The 20823-nt window shown below is 54.9% G+C and carries 23 protein-coding genes and 1 pseudogene; all 24 read right to left on the minus strand.

Translation table 11 applies throughout. From position 1 onward, the window contains the following. Positions 1-23: 23 nt before the first annotated feature. Positions 24-740 (minus strand): ribonuclease III, encoded by a 717-nt coding sequence (gene rnc / locus NM10_RS06250; protein ID WP_020310749.1) that lies wholly within the window; start codon positions 738-740, stop codon positions 24-26. 17 nt (positions 741-757) lie between these two features. Next, a complete protein-coding gene (gene fabF, locus NM10_RS06255) occupies positions 758-2011 on the minus strand; it encodes a beta-ketoacyl-ACP synthase II (protein WP_020310750.1) in 1254 nt (417 codons plus the stop codon). Positions 2012-2044: 33 nt separating this feature from the next. Then, complete coding sequence (locus NM10_RS06260) at positions 2045-3001, minus strand: NAD(P)H-dependent flavin oxidoreductase (RefSeq protein ID WP_020310751.1); 957 nt, start codon at positions 2999-3001, stop codon at positions 2045-2047. Positions 3002-3077: 76 nt separating this feature from the next. Further along, positions 3078-3323 carry an acyl carrier protein gene (locus NM10_RS06265; RefSeq protein WP_014015039.1) on the minus strand — a complete coding sequence of 82 codons (246 nt, stop codon included), beginning with the start codon at positions 3321-3323 and terminating at the stop codon, positions 3078-3080. Between the two features lie 38 nt (positions 3324-3361). Further along, positions 3362-4105 carry a 3-oxoacyl-[acyl-carrier-protein] reductase gene (fabG, locus tag NM10_RS06270; RefSeq protein WP_020310752.1) on the minus strand — a complete coding sequence of 248 codons (744 nt, stop codon included), beginning with the start codon at positions 4103-4105 and terminating at the stop codon, positions 3362-3364. Position 4106: 1 nt separating this feature from the next. Beyond that, the gene (fabD, locus tag NM10_RS06275; protein ID WP_192813551.1) at positions 4107-5048 is read right to left on the minus strand and encodes an ACP S-malonyltransferase; all 942 of its coding nucleotides are present in this window, start codon (positions 5046-5048) and stop codon (positions 4107-4109) included. A gap of 26 nt (positions 5049-5074) precedes the next feature. Beyond that, positions 5075-6070, minus strand: a complete 996-nt coding sequence (locus NM10_RS06280) for a beta-ketoacyl-ACP synthase III (protein WP_036200863.1) — start codon at positions 6068-6070, stop codon at positions 5075-5077. Next, positions 6054-7079, minus strand: coding sequence for a phosphate acyltransferase PlsX (plsX, locus tag NM10_RS06285; RefSeq protein ID WP_020310755.1), 1026 nt, complete (start codon positions 7077-7079; stop codon positions 6054-6056). The genes NM10_RS06280 and plsX overlap by 17 nt, the downstream gene beginning before the upstream one ends. A gap of 15 nt (positions 7080-7094) precedes the next feature. Beyond that, entirely contained in the window at positions 7095-7637 is a 543-nt protein-coding gene (gene fapR / locus NM10_RS06290) for a transcription factor FapR (protein WP_036200866.1), read from the minus strand. A 150-nt stretch (positions 7638-7787) separates the two neighbouring features. Further along, a complete protein-coding gene (locus tag NM10_RS06295) occupies positions 7788-8018 on the minus strand; it encodes a YdbC family protein (RefSeq protein ID WP_014015045.1) in 231 nt (76 codons plus the stop codon). Positions 8019-8163: 145 nt separating this feature from the next. Then, positions 8164-9000 carry a YitT family protein gene (locus NM10_RS06300; RefSeq protein WP_020310757.1) on the minus strand — a complete coding sequence of 279 codons (837 nt, stop codon included), beginning with the start codon at positions 8998-9000 and terminating at the stop codon, positions 8164-8166. A 22-nt stretch (positions 9001-9022) separates the two neighbouring features. Continuing rightward, positions 9023-9415 carry a hypothetical protein gene (locus NM10_RS06305; RefSeq protein WP_020310758.1) on the minus strand — a complete coding sequence of 131 codons (393 nt, stop codon included), beginning with the start codon at positions 9413-9415 and terminating at the stop codon, positions 9023-9025. A gap of 175 nt (positions 9416-9590) precedes the next feature. Next, complete coding sequence (locus NM10_RS06310) at positions 9591-10850, minus strand: DUF3084 domain-containing protein (RefSeq protein WP_020310759.1); 1260 nt, start codon at positions 10848-10850, stop codon at positions 9591-9593. A gap of 298 nt (positions 10851-11148) precedes the next feature. Further along, positions 11149-12237, minus strand: a complete 1089-nt coding sequence (locus tag NM10_RS06315; RefSeq protein WP_020310760.1) for an LptF/LptG family permease — start codon at positions 12235-12237, stop codon at positions 11149-11151. A 13-nt stretch (positions 12238-12250) separates the two neighbouring features. Further along, positions 12251-12970 (minus strand): LPS export ABC transporter ATP-binding protein, encoded by a 720-nt coding sequence (gene lptB / locus NM10_RS06320; protein ID WP_020310761.1) that lies wholly within the window; start codon positions 12968-12970, stop codon positions 12251-12253. A 15-nt stretch (positions 12971-12985) separates the two neighbouring features. Continuing rightward, positions 12986-13717 carry an LptA/OstA family protein gene (locus NM10_RS06325; RefSeq protein WP_020310762.1) on the minus strand — a complete coding sequence of 244 codons (732 nt, stop codon included), beginning with the start codon at positions 13715-13717 and terminating at the stop codon, positions 12986-12988. Positions 13718-13732: 15 nt separating this feature from the next. Next, positions 13733-14287, minus strand: coding sequence for an LPS export ABC transporter periplasmic protein LptC (lptC, locus tag NM10_RS06330; protein ID WP_020310763.1), 555 nt, complete (start codon positions 14285-14287; stop codon positions 13733-13735). Further along, on the minus strand, positions 14259-15197 hold the full coding sequence (locus NM10_RS06335) for a lysophospholipid acyltransferase family protein (protein ID WP_020310764.1): 939 nt from the start codon (positions 15195-15197) through the stop codon (positions 14259-14261). Before NM10_RS06335 ends, lptC begins: the two co-directional genes overlap by 29 nt. An 18-nt stretch (positions 15198-15215) precedes the next feature. Continuing rightward, entirely contained in the window at positions 15216-15752 is a 537-nt protein-coding gene (locus tag NM10_RS06340; protein ID WP_020310765.1) for a KdsC family phosphatase, read from the minus strand. Continuing rightward, the gene (locus tag NM10_RS06345) at positions 15752-16723 is read right to left on the minus strand and encodes a KpsF/GutQ family sugar-phosphate isomerase (RefSeq protein ID WP_036200877.1); all 972 of its coding nucleotides are present in this window, start codon (positions 16721-16723) and stop codon (positions 15752-15754) included. The genes NM10_RS06340 and NM10_RS06345 overlap by 1 nt, the downstream gene beginning before the upstream one ends. Positions 16724-16738: 15 nt before the next feature. After that, positions 16739-17584, minus strand: coding sequence for a 3-deoxy-8-phosphooctulonate synthase (gene kdsA, locus NM10_RS06350; RefSeq protein WP_020310767.1), 846 nt, complete (start codon positions 17582-17584; stop codon positions 16739-16741). A 3-nt stretch (positions 17585-17587) separates the two neighbouring features. Further along, positions 17588-18335, minus strand: a pseudogene (gene kdsB, locus NM10_RS06355) (3-deoxy-manno-octulosonate cytidylyltransferase). Continuing rightward, the gene (gene lpxK / locus NM10_RS06360; protein ID WP_020310768.1) at positions 18332-19477 is read right to left on the minus strand and encodes a tetraacyldisaccharide 4'-kinase; all 1146 of its coding nucleotides are present in this window, start codon (positions 19475-19477) and stop codon (positions 18332-18334) included. The pseudogene kdsB and the gene lpxK overlap by 4 nt, the downstream one beginning before the upstream one ends. A 4-nt stretch (positions 19478-19481) precedes the next feature. Beyond that, on the minus strand, positions 19482-20819 hold the full coding sequence (locus tag NM10_RS06365; protein ID WP_020310769.1) for a 3-deoxy-D-manno-octulosonic acid transferase: 1338 nt from the start codon (positions 20817-20819) through the stop codon (positions 19482-19484). Positions 20820-20823: the final 4 nt, after the last annotated feature.

Raw genomic sequence — 20823 nt, forward strand, 5'->3', positions numbered from 1 at the left:
ACTAACGGCTAACGGCTAACTGCTCAAAAACCTTCGCCTTTCAAATCCATGAGCGCTGTATGGGCTGCATGTTGTTCGGCGTCTTTTTTTGTTTTTCCCGATCCTTCGCCCAGGACTTTGCCGTTGACTTTGACTTCCATGTAGAAGGTCTTGTCGTGGTCCGGTCCTTCGCTGCGGCACAGTTCGTATTCGATGTGCTGCGGGCCCTTTTGCTGGACGTATTCCTGGAAGAGGGTCTTATAGTCTTTTTCATAATGGCCGCTCTTGACCAGGTCCAGGTAGCCCTTGAGCTGGTGAAGAATGAATTTACGGGCTTCTTCATAGGAACTGTCAATATAAATCGCACCGACGACGGCTTCAAAGGCGTCGGCCATGATGCTCGGCCGCGTGCGTCCTCCCGTAGCCAGTTCCCCCTTGCCCAGGAGGATATAGTCCCCCATGTGGAACTTGGCACAGACCGAAGCCAGCGGCGTTTCGCTGACGACACTGGCCCGGGCCTTGGACAGTTCCCCTTCGGGCATGTTGGGATAATGAAGGAACAGATATTCACCTACGACCAGGTCCAGGATGGCATCGCCCAAAAATTCCAGGCGTTCGTTGTAATAGCCGTGGCTAGCCTTGTTTTCATTGGCATAGGATGAATGGGTCAGGGCCTGATCCAAAATGAGGAGATTGTGGAATTCCTTGAGGCCCAGGACCTGTATAAATTGTTCTAACTGTTGTTTTCGTTCGGTATCCATCAGGTCAGTCTTCTTTATTATTCAGCGTACTTCTTGAAGAGCAGGGTTGCATTATGGCCGCCGAAACCGAAGGAGTTGGAAATGGCGACGTTGACGTCAGCTTCTACGGCTTTATTGGGTACATAATTGAGGCCCAGTTCTTTCAATTCGTCTTCCGGTTCGACGAGGTTGATCGTCGGATGGACCTTGCCCGTTTCGATGGTCATGGCGCAGGCAATGGCTTCGACAGCGCCGGCAGCGCCGAGGAGATGGCCGGTCATGGATTTCGTCGAGCTGATGAGCATGTCTTTGGCATGGTCGCCGAAGACGCGGGCAATGGCCTTCGATTCGTTGAGGTCGTTGAGGTGCGTCGACGTACCGTGAGCATTGACGTAATCGACGTCTTCCGGCTGGAGGCCGGCATCTTTGACGGCCAGAGCCATGCATTTGGACTGCTGGATGCCTTCCGGAGCCGGAGCCGTGATGTGATAAGCGTCGGCATTGCTGCCATAACCGCCGATTTCACAGTAAATGTGAGCGCCGCGTTTCTTAGCATGTTCCAGTTCTTCCAGGAAGACGACGCCGGCGCCTTCACCCATGACGAAACCATCGCGGTCTTTATCGAAGGGGCGCGATGCATGAGCCGGGTCATCGTTGCGCGTGCTCAAAGCTTTCATAGCAGCAAAGCCAGCTACGGCACCGGGAGATACAGCGGCTTCGGTACCACCGGCAACAGCGGCGTCGAGTTCGCCGCGCTGGATCATGCGGTAAGCAGCGCCGATGGAGTTCGTGCCTGTGGCACAAGCCGTGACGACGCTGGCACAATGGCCCTGGAGGCCGAAGAAGATGGATACCTGGCCCGATGCCATGTTGGCAATCATCTTCGGTACGACGAAGGGGTTGACGCGGGACGGACCTTTCGCGAACAAGCCTTTGTACAAGTTGTGGAGCGTTTCCATACCGCCAATGCCCGTACCGATGATGGTGCCGATGCGGTCGCGGTCTTCTTCATCCAGATTGATTTTGGAATCGTCAAGAGCCAGTTTGGCAGCAGCTACGGAGAACTGCGTGGACGGGTCCATATGGCGGGCTTCTTTACGGTCGATGCCGTAGTCAGCGGGGTTAAAATCTTTGACTTCGCCGGCAATGCGGGCAGCATATTCGGTTGCGTCAAAGTGGGTAATGGGGCCGATGCCGTTTTCGCCGTTGAGCAGGGCATTCCAGAAAGCATCTTTACCGATGCCAACAGGAGAAATGACACCTAACCCTGTAATTACTACGCGTTTTTCCAAAGTTTTCACCTCATTATAAAAAGTAACGTACTATCAGTCGGGAATGGCTTCCATTTCCCGTTTGATGTTGGCAAATATATCCTTGACCGGCAGAATGTCGTGGATTTCCATCATGCGCCTGCCGGAAAATACCAGACCTGTTTCGACATCACCCTGCTGAGCCCGCGTCAATGCCCGGATGATGCAGTATTTATGACTGCACTTCTTGAGACACTGGTCACATGTTTCCGGCTTCGGTGCCGTCCCCAGGAGGATCCGTTCGGAGAAAGGCGTGCGGATAGCCTGGCCGGGAAGGCCGACAGGACTGTGTATGAGGATGAAGTCTTCCGGTTTATTGGCCCGGAGATAGACTTTCTTCAATTCTTCAGAACCATTCGATTCAACGCTGGCAGCAAAGCGGCTGCCCATCTGGACGCCATTGGCGCCGAGGCGGAGCATTTCCGCAATGTCTTCACCATGCAGTACCCCGCCGGCACCGATAACAGGGATGTCAACGGCAGCGCGGACTTCCGGCACGATGAGGCGGCTCGAACGGTTGGTCCCCAAATGCCCGCCTGCTTCAGCTCCTTCGACGACGACGGCCGAAGCACCCAGGGATTGGGATATTTTAGCTAGTTTGGCAGAAGACACAATAGGGACAATAGGCGTGCCCGATGCTTTGCCCCAGGCGAACATGTCCCGGGAAAAGCCTGCGCCTGCCACAACCAGATCGATTCCTTCTTCAATAGCAGTAGTCACGATGCCCTTGAATTCACGGGCTGCAACCATTACGTTTATACCTATGATTCCATGAGGAGACAATTTTCTGGCTAACTTAATTTCATATCGCAATTCGTCAAAAGGCATGCCAGATGCCGCAATAAGGCCGATACCGCCTTCATTGGCCACGGCTGCAGCCAGCCGGGCTGTGGACAAACGGATGGCCATGCCGCCCTGAATGATTGGCACCTTTGCTACGAGCTTACCTATTCTTAATTCTGGCAGCTTCACTCTGTTTTCCTCCATTCAAGATACCGGGAGGGGAAGACATGCAACATGCCTCCCCCTTCGGGCTCTTATTGCGTACTTACGCTTTCTTTTCCTTTTCAATGTAATCAACTGTATCCTTGACAGTTTTGATTTTTTCAGCCACATCATCAGGGATTTCGATATTGAATTCTTCTTCGAAAGCCATGATAAGTTCAACAATGTCCAAGGAATCAGCGCCTAAATCATCGATGTAAGCAGCGTCCATTTTGACTTCTTTTTCGTCAACGCCTAACTGTTCAACAACAATGCTCTTAACTTTTTCAAAAGTATCCTGTTCGCTCATGTCCATTCACCCCCTTTCAGTGGAGTATGCTTTTTGTATTACATTACCATGCCGCCGTCTACGTTGAGGGTCTGGCCGGTAATATAGCTGGCATCGTCCGATGCCAGGAACAAGACGGCCTTGGCCACTTCTTCCGGCTGGGCGACGCGGCCCATGGGAATGGTCTTGACCATGGCATCGACGGCGTCTTCACCGAGGACAGCCGTCATATCCGTGGCGATGCATCCCGGTGCTACGGCATTGCAGCGGATATTGCGCGAAGCCAGTTCTTTGGCTACGGACTTGGTGAAGCCAATGAGGCCGGCTTTGGCAGCGGCGTAATTGGCCTGGCCGGCATTGCCCGTTTCGCCAACGACAGACGTAATGTTGATGATCGAACCACTGCGCTGTTTCATCATCAGCCGCGATACGGCCTTGGTGCAGTGGAACGCCCCATTGAGGTTGGTATTGAGGACGGCCTGCCAGTCTTCTTCTTTCATGATCATGAGCAGTCCGTCGCGGGTGATGCCCGCATTATTGACTAAGATATCGACGCGGCCCAGTTCTTTCTTGACGGCCTTCACCATGTCGGCTACAGCTTTTTCATCAGAGACATCGCACTGGATGACCATAGCCTGAGCGCCTTTTTCTTCGATGGCCTGCTTCGTTTCTTCAGCAGCTTTCGTATTGCCAGCATAAATGATGGCGACGCTGGCACCGGCTTCAGCCAGGGCGATGGCTACGGCGCGGCCGATGCCGCGGGAGCCGCCGGTGACGATAGCAGTTTTCCCTGTTAAGTGCATTTTATCGAACCTCCTGGAAAAATTCAAGCGTTTTCTGTAAGGAAGGAATATCTTCTACATTTTCGCTGTGGATTTTGCGGTCGATTTTACGGTTAAAACCGCAAAGGGTCTTGCCCGGGCCGACTTCGACGAAGGTTTTGGCACCGAAAGCCTGCATGGTCTTGGTACAGTCGATCCAGAGGACCGGGCTGGCAGCCTGTTTGACCAGGTTGGCCTTGATATCGGCAGCCGATGTTTCGATCTGGCCGTTGACATTGGCTACGACGGGGATCTTGGCATCGGAAATGGTGATGTCATCGAGCACTTCGGCCAACCGTTTGGCAGCCGGTTCCATGAGCGTGCTGTGGAAAGGAGCACTGACGTGAAGGAGGATAGCCCGTTTGGCACCGGCTTCCTTCATGGCAGCGGCAGCTTCTTCGACGGCTTTGGTACTGCCGGCGATGACGATCTGGCCGGGGCAGTTGAAGTTGACGGCCTGGACCGTGCCGCCCTGAGCCGAAATCTGAGCACAGATGTCTTTGATCTTATCTTCAGCCAGGCCGAGGATAGCGGCCATGCCGCCTTCACCGAGGGGTACAGCTTCCTGCATGAACTGGCCGCGGAGGCGGACCGTGCGGACGGCGTCAGCAAAGGTCAGGGCGCCGGCAGCGACGAGGGCCGAATATTCGCCGAGACTGTGGCCGGCAGCGATGTCCGGTGTCAGTCCTTCCTGGGCGAGGACGCGGCAGCAGGCCGTGCTGGCCGTCAGGATAGCCGGCTGTGTATTATAGGTCTTCATGAGTTCTTCATCGGGACCTTCAAAGCAGAGCTTGGTCAGGGAGAAACCCAAAGCGTCGTCGGCTTCTTCAAAAAGCTGTTTGACAACGGGATATGCGTCGTATAAATCCTTGACCATCCCAACTTTCTGAGCACCCTGGCCGGGAAAAACAAATGCCTTTTTCATCATCAGTCACACCTCTCGTAAAAAAATCAATACCATTTCATAACTAAGCTGGCCCAGGTCAGGCCGGCGCCGAAGCCATCCAGGCAGACGATATCACCGCGGTGGATCATCCCTGCTTTGATGGCTTCATCTAAAGCCAGGGGAATGGAAGCCCCCGACGTGTTGGCGTATTTCTCGATGTTGACGAATACTTTTTCCATCGGAACGTGGAGCCGTTTGGCGGCGGACTGGATGATGCGGATATTAGCCTGATGCGGTACGAGGACATCGATGTCTTCCTTCGTCAGGCCCGACCGCTTGAGGGCTAATTCTGCGGCATGGGGCATGGCTTTGACGGCGAATTTATAGACTTCCTTGCCGTCCATCTTGGCATAGGCCATGCCGTTTTCGCGCAGGGCATCGGTCGGCGGCATTTCGACACCGCTGGCCGGAATCGTCAGGAAATCACCGCCCGTTCCGTCAGCTCCCATAGCCCCGCCGAGGATGCCGTAGCCTTCCGGTACGGGGCCGATGACAGCGGCACCGGCGCCATCGCCGAAGAGTACACACGACGAGCGGTCCTTCCAGTTGACGACGCGGGTCAGGATTTCCGCACCAATGACCAGAACATATTTATACATCTTATTTTCGATGAATTGGGAAGCAATGATCGAACCGTAGGCAAAGCCCGAGCAGGCCGCTTCCAAATCAAAGGCAGCGGCATTGACCGCATGGAGGTTGGCCTGTACTTTGCAGGCCGTCGACGGCAAGGCCCGGTCCGGCGTCAAGGTGCAGACGATGATCAAATTCAGGTCTTCCGCTTTGATGCCGGCGTTCTTCAAGGCTTCTTCGGCGGCTTTGGTAGCCAGGTCCGACGTCGTGACGCCTTCTGGCGCAACGTGGCGGGCGCCGATGCCTGTACGGCTGCGGATCCATTCATCGGATGTATCCATCATTTTTTCTAAATCTTTATTCGTCCATACCTGATCAGGTACACAGTGACCTGTACCAAGAATCCCAGCGGGATTAGCTTTCACTATCATACTGTTCTACCTCTTCTTCCTCTATACTTTTACGAATATGGCCGACGACGTCCTGTTCGGCGATTTCACCGGCAACGCGGACGGCGTTCTTGATGGCCTTGGCTTTCGAACTGCCATGACAGATAATAAAGCTGCCATCGACACCGAGCAGCGGCGCACCGCCGTATTCGGTGAAATCCAGTCGTTTCTTCAGCGATTTCAAGGCCGGGTAGACCGCTAAGGCCCCCAGTTTAGTGATGAAGCCGCTCTGTTTGATCGTATCTCTGACGAGGCGGATGATGAACATGGCCATGCCTTCGCCAAATTTCAAGATGACATTGCCGACGAAGCCGTCACAGACGACGACATCGACCGTGCCTTTCGGTATATCTCTCCCTTCTACGTTACCATAGAAAGAGATAGTTTTCAAATTTTCCAGCATCGGATACGTCTTCTGGCAGAGCTCATTGCCCTTCGACGCTTCCTCGCCGATGTTCAGCAGGCCGACCGTCGGTTTTTCGACGCCCAGGATGTATTTTGCATAGTGGTATCCCATGATGGCCCCTTCGACGAGGTGTTTCGGCTTGCTGTTGGCATTAGCCCCGGAATCGAGGAGCACCGTGATCCCCTTCTTCGACGGGATAGGCGTCGCAATGCAGGGCCGTTCGATGCCTTTGATGCGTCCCAGCCCAAAGAGAGCCGCCGTCACAGCGGCGCCAGTGCTGCCAGCGGCGACGACAGCATCACAGAGGCCGTCTTTGACCAGCCGCGTCGCTACGACGATGGATGCGTCTTTCTTGCGGCGGATGGCCTGAGCCGGATGTTCGCCCATTTCGATGACTTCGCTGGCGTGTACGATGGACAGGCGGTCGCTTTCTTTGGCGCCATATTTGCTCAGTACGCCGCGTATTTTCTTTTCGTCACCTACCAGGACGACATCAAAATCATATGCTTTGACGGCCTCTACGGCACCGAGGACGATTTCTTCGGGTGCGTAATCACCGCCCATAGCATCTACAGCTATTTTCATTCTATTACCGCTCCATTATTCCAAAGATTCTATGATAAATTTTGCCCGGAATACTTCTTTCCGCATCTTCCGGATCGTGACCCATACGTAGTATTTCTGGTCGCGCTGGCGCATGACTTCGGCCTTGGCGATCAGTTTATCGCCTACAGTGACGGGCTGTTTATATTTAATATTGGCTACGGCTGTAATGCAGACAGGAAGATTCAATACCGTCCGCGCCAGGGAACTGGCCTGGGCATATAGGCACTGGGAACGCACGATGTGTGCTTCGTCGACCATATCGTCTGTTGCCGTCATGATTGAAATGGCATTCTTGCCGATGATGCAGTCCACGAGCTCCCCGACGACAGGGGCGTTACGCAGTTTCGGCTGCGCCGCTTCTGCCTTCTGGCGGATGCGGATACGCATTTCGGGGATTCCCAAGGCCATGCGGTCCAAGCGGATAGTAGCCACGCTGACGGAAAATTCTTCAGCCAATTCTTCGTCGTTTATAAAAGGATTTTCTTCAATCCGCTTCTTTAATAAAGCATGTCGCTTATCTCTCGCTATACGAACCATTTCATTCACCCTTGAAATTATTACCAAGTACTAACAGCACATACAACTAGAGATTATATAATGTTTTGGCAAATTTGGCAAGGAAAACAAAAAAGTATGCTTTCATTCCATTCATCTCATTGAATTGCCGAAAGCATACTTAATCACTCCTTAGTATTTATCGAAATCCATTTCGTTCAATACATCACGCAGTTTTTCCAGTTCTTCCTTGGTCATGGTAATACCTTTGGTCATGGCCTGATAATCCGGATCCCACGAGCGGAGGTCGAATTTCGGTGCCCGATTATTCCAGCTGATGTACGTCAGTTCTTTGCGCCAGCCGTCTTTATTTTCCGACAAAGTGCCGCAAATGTCTTCGATATTGAAATTTAACTGTGCCATTGTATACCTCCCAATAGGTGTTCTATCACCTGTGTTGTCATTTTTTCAGGTTAACGCTATAACCCAATTATTTTATATAATAGCAAATATGAGCTGTATGTCAATACAGCAGATTCGCCAATTATGTCAAGCTTTTTTTGACTTTTTATCCATGCATTTTATGCCGCTTGAAGAGGCCGCCATGTGCTTCACTGATATCGAAGACCGATACGAAAGCGTTGGGGTCGACGCCGGTGATGGCATCGCGTATCTTGGTGATCTCCAGGCGCGACACGACGCAGTAGAGGATCATCGTCTTTTCCCGCTTGTAAGCGCCTTCGCCGTTGATGAGGGTCACGGCGCGGCCCATATCCCTGGTCAGGCAGTCGGCCACTTCGTCGTGCTTGCCCGTAACGATGAGCATCCCCTTCATTTCATCGAGGCCGTTGGTGACGACGTCGATCATCTTATAGGCGATGAAGTATGCCACCAGGGAATACATGGCGCTGTCCCAGGAAAAGACAAAGCCCGAACTGCCCAGGATGAAGAGGTTGAAGAACATGATCGTCTCGCCGACGGAAAAAGGCGTGCGCCTGTCGGCGATGATGGCCAGGACTTCCGTCCCGTCCAGGGAACCGCCCCAGCGGATGATGAGGCCCACGCCGAGGCCGATGATGATGCCGCCGTAAATGGTCGACAAGAAAGGATCCGACGTGACCCGTTCGTAATGGATGAACGTGCTCCACCCGGACAGGCAGAGGATGGAAAAGAGCGAAGATATGGTGAAAAAGGCACCTATCTTCTTATAGCCAAAGATAAAGAAAGGAATGTTCAGGATGATGATGAACACACTGAAACTGATGCCTGTCACCTGCGCTGCCATGAGGGCAATGCCGACGACGCCGCCGTCGATAACGTGGTTCGGGACCAGGAAGACGTCCAGGCCGATGGTGTAGATGAGAGCGCCAAGGGCCAGGCCCAGGGCACGCAAGATGTATTTCATATTTTTTCTCCTCGTTGTTTCGCTAAATAACGGTGGCCGATGATCCAGGCGACGAAGTCATCGACCGGTTCTGGCGGATATTGGAAGGACAGTGGCACGAAACGGCGCCAGCCTTGCGCGGGGTATATTTAAAATAGAGCTTGCGCCCTTCGACAGTGGTGAATTTTTCATCTGTCAGGGAAAAAGTGATATCCCCGTGGTTCCTGGCGATCCACTGCTCGACCAGGGGCTGCAGCTTTTTATGATTGGTCCCATCGCCCATGACGATATGGGAAAAAGGATAGTTTTCATAAATGTGACTCAAATAGTCGCCCAGTTCCGGCGTCGGCACGATGGCCTTCGTGACCAGACTGCCGTCATCGGCGACGACAGCAGTCCCCGTCTTTTCCGAACCAGGGTCAATGGCAAAGATCAATGTATCTCCTCCTAGGAATGAGGCTGCCACATTCAGACAGCCTCATTTTGAGTTTTAAGTTTGCAGTTTGTAGTTTGCAGTAATTATAAAACTATTTGCTACAAACTCTATACTACAAACTATAAAGAGAAAGGGACTTTTCATGATGACAGAAGCCTTCATGTAACAGCTCCCATCATTCGTCGGCTTCTACGCGGATGTCGATCTGCAAGGGGCCGGCCGTGTAGGTATCGGCTTCGGTGACGGCCTTGAGGACGATATCGGCGCCGCTGTGGTTCTTTATCTTGTTGATGGTCTCGAACATTTCGACTGCCGTCAGGGCCCCGACATTGCCGGTCAGCGGGTCCGGCAGGAGGCCTTTGGCCTGGGTCTGCTGATTGACGTTATGGAGGAAACGCATGACCTGCAGTTCGGCATTGCCCGACAATTCCTGGGCTGTCAGCCGTTCTTCGTAGACGACGTCGCCGCGGTGATAGATGAGGTTGTTGTCATACATTTCGACGTGGACCAGGGCCGGTTCGCCGAGCATGATGTTGCCGGCGGCGATGATGCGGAGCAGTTTCTGCGACTTCCCGGCTTTCTGCAGGGCGTCGACAGTAGCGTTGAATTCGTCTGGCGCAATATAGAGGAGGACCGTATTTTCATCGCGGACGCCGAGATGACGGCAGATCATGGTATTGGTCTGGCTCATGGCCCGGCTCAGTTCTTCCCGCGTCTGGGCCTGGCTCAGGCCGCCGTTGAGGACGTTACTGGACAGGACTTCGCCGACGCGGAAGACGACCGTCCCTTCGCGGATATTGGTCATCGTTTCATTGAGCAGCTTGATGTGCTTGTCGAGGACGTCGATGGTGCCCATCATCTTCTGCTTCGTTTCTTCCAGCATAGCTACGTCTTGACGGGCCTTTTCACTATCGGCCAGGGCCGAGTCGCGCTGCTTCTTGGCTTCGTCCATGGCAACCTGGATGACCGTCAGTTGGCGGGCCTTGTCGTCGCGGGCGGCCTGGGCCTGCTGCAGGTCCAGCTGAGTCGTCCGGATTTCTTCATTCTTGCCGTCCAGCTGTTCCTGCTGTTTCTTCAGGAGTTCTTTATTGGAGGCGATGAGCTCGTTCTTATCGTCCAGTTCCTTGCCCAGGTCCTTGGCCTGCTGCAGCAGTTCATCCCGCTGGGCTTCGAGCTGGGCCTTCTGCATCTGCAGCTGGTGCATACCGAACAAGGCGATGCGGACATTTTCCGACAAGATAGACATGACGCCTAAAGTGATGACGGCAATGCTGATCCCCGTCAGGATGGTAACCAGGATGGACGTATACTTCGGCCGCAAACCGAATAATTTAATTTTCCGTTTCCCTACACGGGAGCCGATCTTATCGCCGAGATAGGCAATGATCCCGCCCATAACAGACAAGACGATCAGCATGACCCATCCATATTCCATAAGACACCACCTTTGCTCATTCCTTTATATCATTATATTATAGCCCATAACTACCGTGTACTGCAAGGGCCGTCCTGCCCTAGTCGTTAGCAGCTGGCTGTTAGCCCCCAGCCTCTTAAAAGGGGCTGTCGCACGAGGGTTTCTACCATTATGCGAGGCCCCTTTCGCTTTATAGTTTGTAGCACAGAGTTTGTAGTTTGCAGTAGATGGCTTTAAATTTAGAACCATTCGCTAAAAACTACAAACTGCAAACTTAATACTCAAAAGGCGCTGCCTTCATGCGACAGCGCCTTTTCCCTCATTTCGATTTTTTGTAGACTAAGATGACGCCGGCGACGCCACAGATGATGTCCGGCAGGAAGGCGGCGAGGTAGGCCGGTATCTTGCCGCCATTGCCCAGGGCGTTGCCCAGGGTCATGATGGAATAGTAAATAAAGATAACGACGACACTGATGCCAAAGCCGATGGACGAACTGCCGCGCTGTTTCTGCATCCCCAGGGGCGCGCCGACGATGGCGCAGACCAGGCTGGCCAGAGGCAGGGCGAAGCGGTTGTACATTTCGACTTTCATCTTATTGGTGTTGACGGAATTCTGGTCCAAGAGTTTAATCTGTTCCCGCAGTTCGCGGATGGTCAGTTCATCCGGTTTCTTCTGGGATGCATTGATCTTATTCGGCTTCTGCGTAATCGGCAGGGCCTGGTTCTGGAACTTCAGGGACCGCGTCGTCTGTTCATTGGCCGATACGTCATAGATCATGCCTTCGTGCATGACCCATTTCTGGCCGTTCCAGTCGGCCCGGTCAGCCTGTTCGACGCGCATGAGCGTATCATTTTCAAATTCCTGGACGGTAATATCCTTGAGCTGCTTCGTGTTGGCGTCGTACTGACGGGCATACATGAGGCTGGATATATCGGAGCCCTTGGTGTTCTTGATGATGATATGGTCCTGCGTCGTCGGCGCGACATTGTGCTTTATTTCTTCATTGATGATCGTGTTATAGGCGTTGTTGGCCTTGGGCACGACGTATTCGTTGAAGGCCGTCGCCCCGATGGAAATGAAGAAAGCGGCAATGAAAATCGGCATGGCCAGGCGGATGAAGTTCTGTCCGCCAGCCCGCATGACGATCATTTCACTGGAACTGGAAAGGCGGCCAAAGGCCATGAGCGACCCTAAGAGGACGGACATGGGAAAGGTGACGACGATGATCGACGGCATGGCCAGGACGAAGACGCGGAAGGCAGCCCAGGCCGAAGCCCCGTACTGGTTGATGAGGTTGGCAATACGGTAGAGCGTACCCGTCCCGACGAAGACTGCTGTAAAGGCACAGACGCCGAATAAAAAGGGGCCAATAAATTCTTTTAGTATATATTTATCTAATATTCGCATTCCATACTCCCTGTTACATCCTGAATTCTTCGCCTAAGTAGAATTTCTTGGCTACCGGGTCATTGGCAATCATTTCCGGACTGCCTTCGAGGAGGATCTTCCCTTCACTCAAGATATAGGCTTTGTCGACGATGCTCAGCGTTTCCCGGACGTTGTGGTCGGTAATGAGGACGCCCATGCCGCGCCGTTTCAAATGGCTGATGATGCCCTGGATGTCGTTGACGGCCAGGGGGTCGATGCCGGCAAAAGGTTCATCGAGGAGGATAAAGGCCGGGTCCATGACCAGACAGCGGGCGATTTCCACGCGGCGCCGTTCGCCGCCGGACAGCTGGATACCCAGGCGGTCGCGGAGCTGGGTGATGGAAAATTCTTCCATCAGGGCTTCCACTTTTTCATGCTGCTCCTTCTTGCTGAGCTTCGTCGTCTCCAGCATGGCCAGGAGGTTGTCTTCGACGGTGAGCTTGCGGAAAATCGACGCTTCCTGAGGCAGATAGCCGATGCCATAGGCCGCCCGCTTGTGAATGGGCAGGTTGGTGATGTCCTTGCCATCAATGGTTATCTTCCCTGACGTCGGCCGTTCGATGCCGACGATCATGTAGAAAGTCGTCGTCTTGCCGGCGCCATTCGGTCCCAGGAGACCGACGATCTGGCCCTGGTCGACGCGGATACTGACGCCGTTGACGGCATTTCGTTCTTTATACGCTTTTACGAGATCTTCAGTCTGAATAAACATAGATACCCCTTACGATTACGGATTACTGCCCGGTACGATGACGATAGTCGATCGGCTGCGGGTCTGGACGGAATTATCGGCCAGGCGGATATCGACATTGTCGCCGTTGAGAGAATTGCCGTTCTGAGTGGCATTGACATTCCCCGTCAAGTGGATGACGCCGTCATTCTGCCCCGGCGTCTGGGTGTAGACGGCCTGATTGGCATAGGCGATGAGGTTTTCCGCCGGCGATTCGATATGGACGTTGCCCGTACCGATGGCCTTTATCTGCTTGAACCAGGCGTCGATGTGATCGGCCCACATCTGCGAACCCTGGGCTTCAAGATAGCCGTTGCCCGTGACGATGCCGTAATCCTGGTCGAGATAGTATTCGACTTTGTCGCCATTGACCTTCTTGTCGCCGTAGACGCCGCGGACGCTGCCTGTAGCGACGACGTAATTCTTGTTGGTCGAATGGACCTTATCGGCGTTGAGCTGCATGTCCGGCTGCTGGACCGATACGTTGCCTTCCATGTCTGCTTCGGCGGTCTTCAAGTTATAGACGGCCTTGTTGCCGGTCATCGTAGCCTGGTCGCGGACGATGACGACGTTGCCCGTCGCCGTAGCGACCTGGGTCTTACCGTTATATTCCAGCGTGTCTGCCGTGACGGATACGGCCGGGTTGCCGTCATTATCCGCCGCCAGGGCGCCGGCAGCCGGCAGGATCATGGCCCCCATCGAGAGCGGCAGCTGCCAGTTTCTTTCCAAGTAAATCCATCATAGTTATTCTCCCTTTGTCACCTGCGCATGGCCGGTCAGCGTCACCTTGGTCAGGCTGCTGTCCGTTTCAAAAGCATCGGCTTTGAGCGACGTCTTGTCATGGCGGTCCATGACGACCTTGCCGCCTTTGATCATACGCGTATCCATATTATAATACACACTGCCGTCGGTCTGCAACGTATCACCCTTATCGGTTTCTGCTTTGACAGGCGGCTTGATTTCGATGGTCCGCTTCTGGCGGTCGACGATGCCCTTGTCCGACGTAATGGTCATCTGCGTTCCATCTTCGGCGACGACCAGGGCCTTGGGGTTGGTGAAATACATGATCTGCGTGTCCGGGTCGATCTGGATCTTATCGGCTGTCAAGCGCCAGACGAGCTGGCCGTCTTTCTTTTCTTCCAGCTCCGTCCCTTCGAATTCGACGAGCTTATCCGGGCTGACCATGGGGTCTTCCGTCTTCTGGGGATGCATGAAACTATAGAGCATGACGGCAAAGCCGATGACGGCGATGACGGCAATGATGGAGATTTTATTCTTTTTCAGCTTTTCGGCTATCATCGGTATGCGCCTCCGGTTTCTGCTGCAGTGCTATGATTTCTTCCGGTTCTGTACTCCAGCGATGCTGGAACCACAGCCATTCTGTCGGGTGTTCCTTGATGAAATTCTCCGTGACGACGGCCATCTTGCGGGTCATGCAGGCAATGTCTTCGTCCTTGTTGCCTGTGTCTTCGAAATGCATGATTTCACCGATCATCAAATGGGTATGATGATTTTCGTCGTGGACCGGGAAAATCGGCACGATAGGTGAATGGAACTTCTGGGCGAACATAGCCGGTCCTTTCGGCGTCGAGCTCATCTTGCCCAAAAAAGGCTGAGGCACGCCGTGGAAGCCGCCGTCCTGGTCGGCCAGGAAACCCAGGAGTTTCTTGCGCTTCAAGGCACGGGCAGCGATGATCATTTCATTGCCGCCGCGGGCGAAGACTTCCAGTCCCATGTTCTCACGGTTTTCGTTGAGCAGGCGCGTTACGGCGTCGTTGGCCTGGTTCTTGACGATCGTCGTCGCCGGATAGCCGTAGATGGCCAGGGCGCCGAGCCATTCCCAGTTGCCCATGTGGGCTGTGAGGACGATGACGCCTTTGCCTTCCTTCATGGCTTCGTCCAGGCGTTCCGGATGGTCCAATGTCACATAGTCCCGGATATTCTCCGGATTGAGATTGGGCGTATAGAGGATTTCCATGAGCGACTGGCCGAGATTGCGGAAGACGTCGGTCATGATGCGTTCCGCTTCTTCACGGCTGCACTCCATGCCGCGCTGTATCTGGAAAATACCGCGTTCGCGCTGCTTCTTCATCAGTTTTCCTACGAAAGGGCCTAGTTTGCGACCCAAGGAAATGATAACCGGATAGGGCAGATGACAGAGAATCTTGCCGAATCCGCGTGCAGCATGATACTGCCATTCCTTACTCACAATACAGACTCTCCTTTCTTATTGGCGCAACGTAAAGGTCGCGTCGCCAAAGTACTGGCGCAGGACCTTATCCCAGACATGCTGGCTCTTCAAGATATATTCGGCGAATTCCCGCAAGGCCCCGTGGCCGCCGGGATAGGCCGATACGAAAGCGGCCGACCGACGGGCTTCTTCGCAGGCATCGAGGGGCGCTGCGCCGAAACCGGCATTGGCAATGAGTTCGACGTCGTTCAGGTCGTCACCCATGTAGGCCACTTCGTCGAGGGACAGGCCGATTTCACTGCACAACTGCTGCATGGCCAAAAGCTTGCGCGAGCAGTCCTGGAGGACGTAGTCGATATGCAGATCCTTCGCCCGCTGCTCGACCATGGGTGAGCGGCGGCCTGTGACCAGGGCCGTCTGGATGCCGGCGGCCCGGATCAGGGAAATGCCCATGCCGTCGCGGGCAGAAAAGCCTTTCATGGCATCGCCCGACGGGCTGTAGTAAATGATGCCGTCCGTCATGACGCCGTCGACGTCGAGGGCCAGCATCTTGATATGTGTCAAAAAGCTCATCAGACCACTCCCTGCCGCAGCAAATCGGTAATATGGATCATGCCGACGACTTTGTCATCCTTGTCGACGACAGGCAGGACCGTAATCGGACGGGGCTGGTTCTTTTCCATGATGTGCAGGGCTTCCGTAGCCAGCTTATGGTTGGCAATGACCCGCGGGTTCTTGGTCATCATGGCGTCGACAGGCCACTGGAGGAAGTTGGACCCTGTTTCCAGGCCGCGGCGGACGTCGCCGTCGGTGACCAGGCCGACGAGTTTGCCGTCTTCATTGACAACGGATACGGCACCCAGGCCCTTTTCGGTCATGAGGAACAGGGCATCCTGGACGATGCTGTCTTCGCTGACGACCGGGTTGTCCTGGCCTTTATGCATGACATCGTCGACAGTGAGCAGGAGTTTCTTGCCCAGGGCTCCGCCGGGATGGAAGATGCCGAACTGTTTCTTGGTGAAATGGTGCTGCGTCAAGAGGACGACAGCCAGGGCATCGCCTAAGGCCAGAGCCGCCGTCGTACTCGTCGTCGGCGCCAGGCCCAGGGGGCAGGCTTCTTTTTCGACCGATGCGTCGAGGATGATATCGGCATGTTTGGCCAAGGTCGAATTGTGATTGCCGACGACGGTGATGAGTTTGGCACCGATGCGCTTGAGCGACGGCAGGATATTGAGTATTTCCACCGTTTCCCCACTGTTCGAGAAGGCCAGGACGACATCGTCTGCCGTGACCATGCCCAAATCGCCGTGGATGGCTTCTGCCGGATGGAGGAAAATGGACGGCGTCCCCGTACTGGACAAGGTTGCCGATACTTTGCGGGCAATGTGGCCGGATTTCCCCATGCCCGTGACGATGACCCGGCCTTTCGATTTCATAATCATGTTGACAGCATTGACGAAGTTCTGGTTGAGCGTAGGGATCAACTTTTCAATGCCTTGTGCTTCCTGATGGAGCACGTCTTTTGCTTCTTCTAAAATATCCATCATGGTCTCGTCTCCTTACCTGTCCGTGCTTACGCTTTTCTGTGCGATTTCGTTGATAGCCATCATATCGCGGAGGACATCTTCGACCTGCGATAAGTAGAGCATATTCGGCCCGTCGCTGAGGGCTTCTGCCGGGTTATCGTGTACTTCCATGAAGACGCCGTCGATACCGGCACCGGCAGCGGCTCGTGCCAGGTTGCCGACGAACTGGCGCTGGCCTGCCGATTTCGTACCGGCACCGCCCGGCAGCTGGACGCTGTGGGTGGCATCAAAGACGACGGGATAGCCGAAGCTGCGCATAATCGGGAAGGAACGCATGTCGACGACGAGGTTGTGATAGCCCAGACTGATGCCCCGTTCGGTGAGCATGATATTTTCATTGCCAGCGTGTTCGATCTTGGCGACGACATTCTTCATGTCTTCCGGGGCCAGGAACTGACCCTTCTTGACGTTGACACATTTCCCCGTAGCCGCAGCAGCTTCTAGCAAATCGGTCTGACGGCAGAGGAAGGCCGGAATCTGGATGACGTCCAGGACTTCAGCAGCCGCTTCGGCCTGGCAGGTTTCGTGGATATCGCTGACGACGGGAACCTGGAGTTCCTTCTTGATGTCAGCCAGGATGCGCAGGCCTTCTTTCAGGCCCGGTCCACGGTAGGACGTGTAAGACGAGCGGTTCGCCTTATCGAAAGAGGCTTTGAAGATATACGTCAGGCCCAGTTTTTCACAGATAGCCTTCATGGTCTTGCCAATAGCCAGGGTCCGTTCGGGATCCTCGATGACACACGGGCCGGCCATGACGAAAAGTTTGCCATCGCCGCCGACAGTCTGGCTGCCAACCTGAATTCGTTTCACTTTTTCCATAGTCTATTCCCCTTTATGAGCAGATTCGGCAAAATAACGGCGGATGTGTTCCAGGTCATCCGGCGTATCGATGCCGATGAATTGGTGATGAGTCTTTATCACTTTTATCTTATAACCATTTTCGAGAACCCGCAACTGTTCCAGGGACTCGACTTTTTCTGCCGGCGTTTGTTCCATGGCCGCGTACTGCAGGAGAAAATCGCGGCGATAGGCGTAGATACCGATATGCTTATACGGCTGGATGCCCCTTCTTCAAAGGAATGGCGCGGATACGGATGAGGGAACGCGAGAAATACATGGCTTCATCCTTTTGGTTGAGGACGACTTTGACGGCGCTCGGGTCATCGTATTCGTCTTCCTGCAAAGGTGCAGCGACCGTCGCCATGGTCAGGTCCGGTTCTGCTTCAAAGGCCCGGCACAAGTCGTCGATGACGTCCGGTGCGATGAGCGGTTCGTCGCCCTGGACGTTGACGATGACGTCAGCATCGGGAAAATGGCCGACGGCTTCAGCCAAACGGTCCGTGCCATTGGCGTGGTCTTCGCGGGTCATGACGGCATGGCCGCCGAAGGTGACGACCGTATCATAGACTTTCGGGTTATCTACGGCGACGACGACAGCCGTCAGTTTCGAGGCCTTGGCAGCCTGTTCATAGACACGCTGTACCATCGGTTTGCCGGCAATATCGCACAGCGGCTTGCCCGGCAGGCGCGTCGATGCATAGCGCGATGGGATGATGCATACAAAGTTCATAGTTTATCCTCCAATACTGCTTGCAAAATCGTATCTATCTGGTCCTGCCCTGCTGTGAATTCAATAGTAATGCTCAAGACGTACAGCGGCAGGTCGTATTCCTTGATCAGCGGCGCCGGCAGTTTGACGGCGTCCTTTTCCGTCGTCACCAAAAGGCAGCCCGTTTCGGCGGCCCTGGCGGCCATGTGGCGGATATCGTCGCGGCTGTAATGGTGATGGTCTTCATAGCGGAGAGAGCCGGCGACGGTGAAGCCCGCATCGGCCAGGGTCCGTTCAAAGGAAGCCGGGTTTCCTAGGGCCGATATGGCCAGGACGGACTGGCCGTCAGGCTGTAAGGCCCCGGAGCCATGGCCCTTTCCGTCATGCCAGGCGGCAAAGGCCAGGCACGAAGACGGCTTGTGGATGGCCATGGCCACCGGCGCGGCCGGGTTGTACTGGCGCAGCTTGGCGGCGATGGCTTCGGCCCGGTCCTGCGTAATCTGGTCGCCCTTAGTGATGATGAAGGCATCGGCCCGGCCGAGCTGCTCCATGGGCTCCCGCAGGATGCCCCGCGGCAGGACATGGCCGTTGCCGAAGGGATTGGTCCCGTCGACGAGGACGATGTCCAGGTCACGGTACAGCTGCCAGTGCTGAAAGCCGTCGTCGAGGATGAGGACCTGTGTACCGAAGCGTTCGACGGCCAGGCGGCCGCCGAGGGCCCGCTTGCGGCCGACCAGGACGGGGATGCCAGGCAGGCTGCGGGCCATGAGGCAGGCTTCATCGCCGCCTTCTTCGGCCGATAGCAGGACGCGCTGTCCATCGGACATGACGGCAGCGCCGCCATCTTCGCGCTGAGAGCGGTAGCCCCGGTTGAGCAGGGCCACGCGCCAGCCCTGGGATTGCAGGCGCCGGGCCAGCATGCACGCCATCGGCGTCTTGCCCGTCCCGCCGACAGTGATGTTGCCCAGGCTGATGACGACGGCCGGCGCGTGTTCCTGCCGTTCCGGATGGTCGGCGATGGCGTGATACTTGACCAGGACGCCCTTGCGGTAGAGCCAGGCGGCACCGCGCAGCAGGGCCAGGGCCGGCCAGTCCCAGCAGTGATGGGCGCCGCTTCCGGTCAAATAATGGAAATAGGCGGCAGCCCAGTTTCGCAAAGCCATGGGCTCACCTCCCGCCGTGGACGTCGTCCAGCATCTTCTGCAGCTGTTCCAGGTTCTTGCGCGTAGCCCCCTGGTTTTCCTGGACGACTTCGATGCAGCTGCGCTTCATGGCTTCGGCCCGGTCGGGATGGATGAGGATATCCAGGCAGGTGTCGATGAATTCCTTTTCATTCTTGACCATGACGCAGGCGCCGCGGCTGCTGAGGAGATCGAAGATTTCGACGAAGTTGAACATATTGGGACCGACGACGATGGGCTTGCCATGAGCTGCCGGTTCCAGGATATTATGGCCGCCGATATGGGCCAGGCTGCCGCCGACGAAGATGAGGTCGCCCAGGCTGTAGACGCGCCCCAGTTCGCCGATGGTATCGAGGATGACGCCGTCGTATTCGGACCGGATCGGTTTCCCGGCCTTCATATCGCTACGCTTGACCATAGTGACGCCGTGCTTGATGCCTTCGTCGATGATGAGATCGGCCTGATAGATATAGCGCGGGGCGATGATCAATTTGGCTTCCGGGAAATGGTCCCGTATCTTGACGAAGGCCTTGTAGACCGAGCCGTTCTCCCCTTTGTGGGTACTGCCGGCGATCATGATGGGATACGTCCCTTCGGCAAAGTCCAGTTCGTGGAGGAAGCGCTTCTTTTCGGCTTCCGTGACGATGCCATAGGTCTGGTCGTACTTGGTGTTGCCCGTGACGATGACCTTGTTGGGATCGGCGCCGATGTCGATGATATACTGGGCGTCGATGCGGCTCTGCATGCAGAACATGCGTATCGTCGACAAGACGCGGCGCGTAAAGAAGGTAATCATGCGGTAACGGACAGCACTGCGCTGGCTGATGCGGCCGTTCATCATCATGACCGGAATATGCTTATCTGCGGCGATGCGCAGGAAATTCGGCCAGATTTCCGTTTCTACCAGGACGATGGCCTGGGGATTGACGATGGTCAGGATGCGGTTGGTCAGATACGGCAGGTCCAGCGGGAAATAGAGGATCCCGTCGGCGCCCTTGATGATCTGATGGGCCATGTGGAAGCCCGTCGCCGTGACGACAGAGACGATGATGACTTCGTCGGGATGGGTCTTGCGCATTTCCCGGACAATCGGGCTGGCCGCGACGATTTCCCCGACCGACGCGGCATGGACCCAGATGGCATGGCGATTGGATATTTTATCTTTTAATTCTTCCGGCAAGAAGCCGATGCTCTGTTTGATGCGCTGATAAAATCCTTCTTCCCTGATGAGCCGGTAAATGAGCATGGGAATGAGCGTAGCCCAATAGATGAGGAGCAGGATATTATACAGCCAGTACATGGGGTGCGATTTTAGATTCTTCATCACA

The sequence above is a fragment of the Megasphaera sp. NM10 genome, from assembly GCF_000417505.1.
Lineage (GTDB): Bacteria > Bacillota > Negativicutes > Veillonellales > Megasphaeraceae > Megasphaera > Megasphaera intestinihominis.

What these genes read in the sequence shown, in the direction of transcription:
- rnc (WP_020310749.1), bottom strand. Translation starts at nt 740, where the DNA reads ATGGATACCGAACGAAAACAACAGTTAGAACAATTTATACAGGTCCTG.
- NM10_RS06265 (WP_014015039.1), bottom strand. Translation starts at nt 3,323, where the DNA reads ATGAGCGAACAGGATACTTTTGAAAAAGTTAAGAGCATTGTTGTTGAA.
- fabG (WP_020310752.1), bottom strand. Translation starts at nt 4,105, where the DNA reads ATGCACTTAACAGGGAAAACTGCTATCGTCACCGGCGGCTCCCGCGGC.
- fabD (WP_192813551.1), bottom strand. Translation starts at nt 5,048, where the DNA reads ATGAAAAAGGCATTTGTTTTTCCCGGCCAGGGTGCTCAGAAAGTTGGG.
- NM10_RS06280 (WP_036200863.1), bottom strand. Translation starts at nt 6,070, where the DNA reads ATGATAGTGAAAGCTAATCCCGCTGGGATTCTTGGTACAGGTCACTGT.
- plsX (WP_020310755.1), bottom strand. Translation starts at nt 7,079, where the DNA reads ATGAAAATAGCTGTAGATGCTATGGGCGGTGATTACGCACCCGAAGAA.
- fapR (WP_036200866.1), bottom strand. Translation starts at nt 7,637, where the DNA reads ATGGTTCGTATAGCGAGAGATAAGCGACATGCTTTATTAAAGAAGCGG.
- NM10_RS06295 (WP_014015045.1), bottom strand. Translation starts at nt 8,018, where the DNA reads ATGGCACAGTTAAATTTCAATATCGAAGACATTTGCGGCACTTTGTCG.
- NM10_RS06300 (WP_020310757.1), bottom strand. Translation starts at nt 9,000, where the DNA reads ATGAAATACATCTTGCGTGCCCTGGGCCTGGCCCTTGGCGCTCTCATC.
- NM10_RS06310 (WP_020310759.1), bottom strand. Translation starts at nt 10,850, where the DNA reads ATGGAATATGGATGGGTCATGCTGATCGTCTTGTCTGTTATGGGCGGG.
- NM10_RS06315 (WP_020310760.1), bottom strand. Translation starts at nt 12,237, where the DNA reads ATGCGAATATTAGATAAATATATACTAAAAGAATTTATTGGCCCCTTT.
- lptB (WP_020310761.1), bottom strand. Translation starts at nt 12,970, where the DNA reads ATGTTTATTCAGACTGAAGATCTCGTAAAAGCGTATAAAGAACGAAAT.
- lptC (WP_020310763.1), bottom strand. Translation starts at nt 14,287, where the DNA reads ATGATAGCCGAAAAGCTGAAAAAGAATAAAATCTCCATCATTGCCGTC.
- NM10_RS06340 (WP_020310765.1), bottom strand. Translation starts at nt 15,752, where the DNA reads ATGAGCTTTTTGACACATATCAAGATGCTGGCCCTCGACGTCGACGGC.
- NM10_RS06345 (WP_036200877.1), bottom strand. Translation starts at nt 16,723, where the DNA reads ATGGATATTTTAGAAGAAGCAAAAGACGTGCTCCATCAGGAAGCACAA.
- kdsA (WP_020310767.1), bottom strand. Translation starts at nt 17,584, where the DNA reads ATGGAAAAAGTGAAACGAATTCAGGTTGGCAGCCAGACTGTCGGCGGC.
- lpxK (WP_020310768.1), bottom strand. Translation starts at nt 19,477, where the DNA reads ATGGCTTTGCGAAACTGGGCTGCCGCCTATTTCCATTATTTGACCGGA.
- NM10_RS06365 (WP_020310769.1), bottom strand. Translation starts at nt 20,819, where the DNA reads ATGAAGAATCTAAAATCGCACCCCATGTACTGGCTGTATAATATCCTG.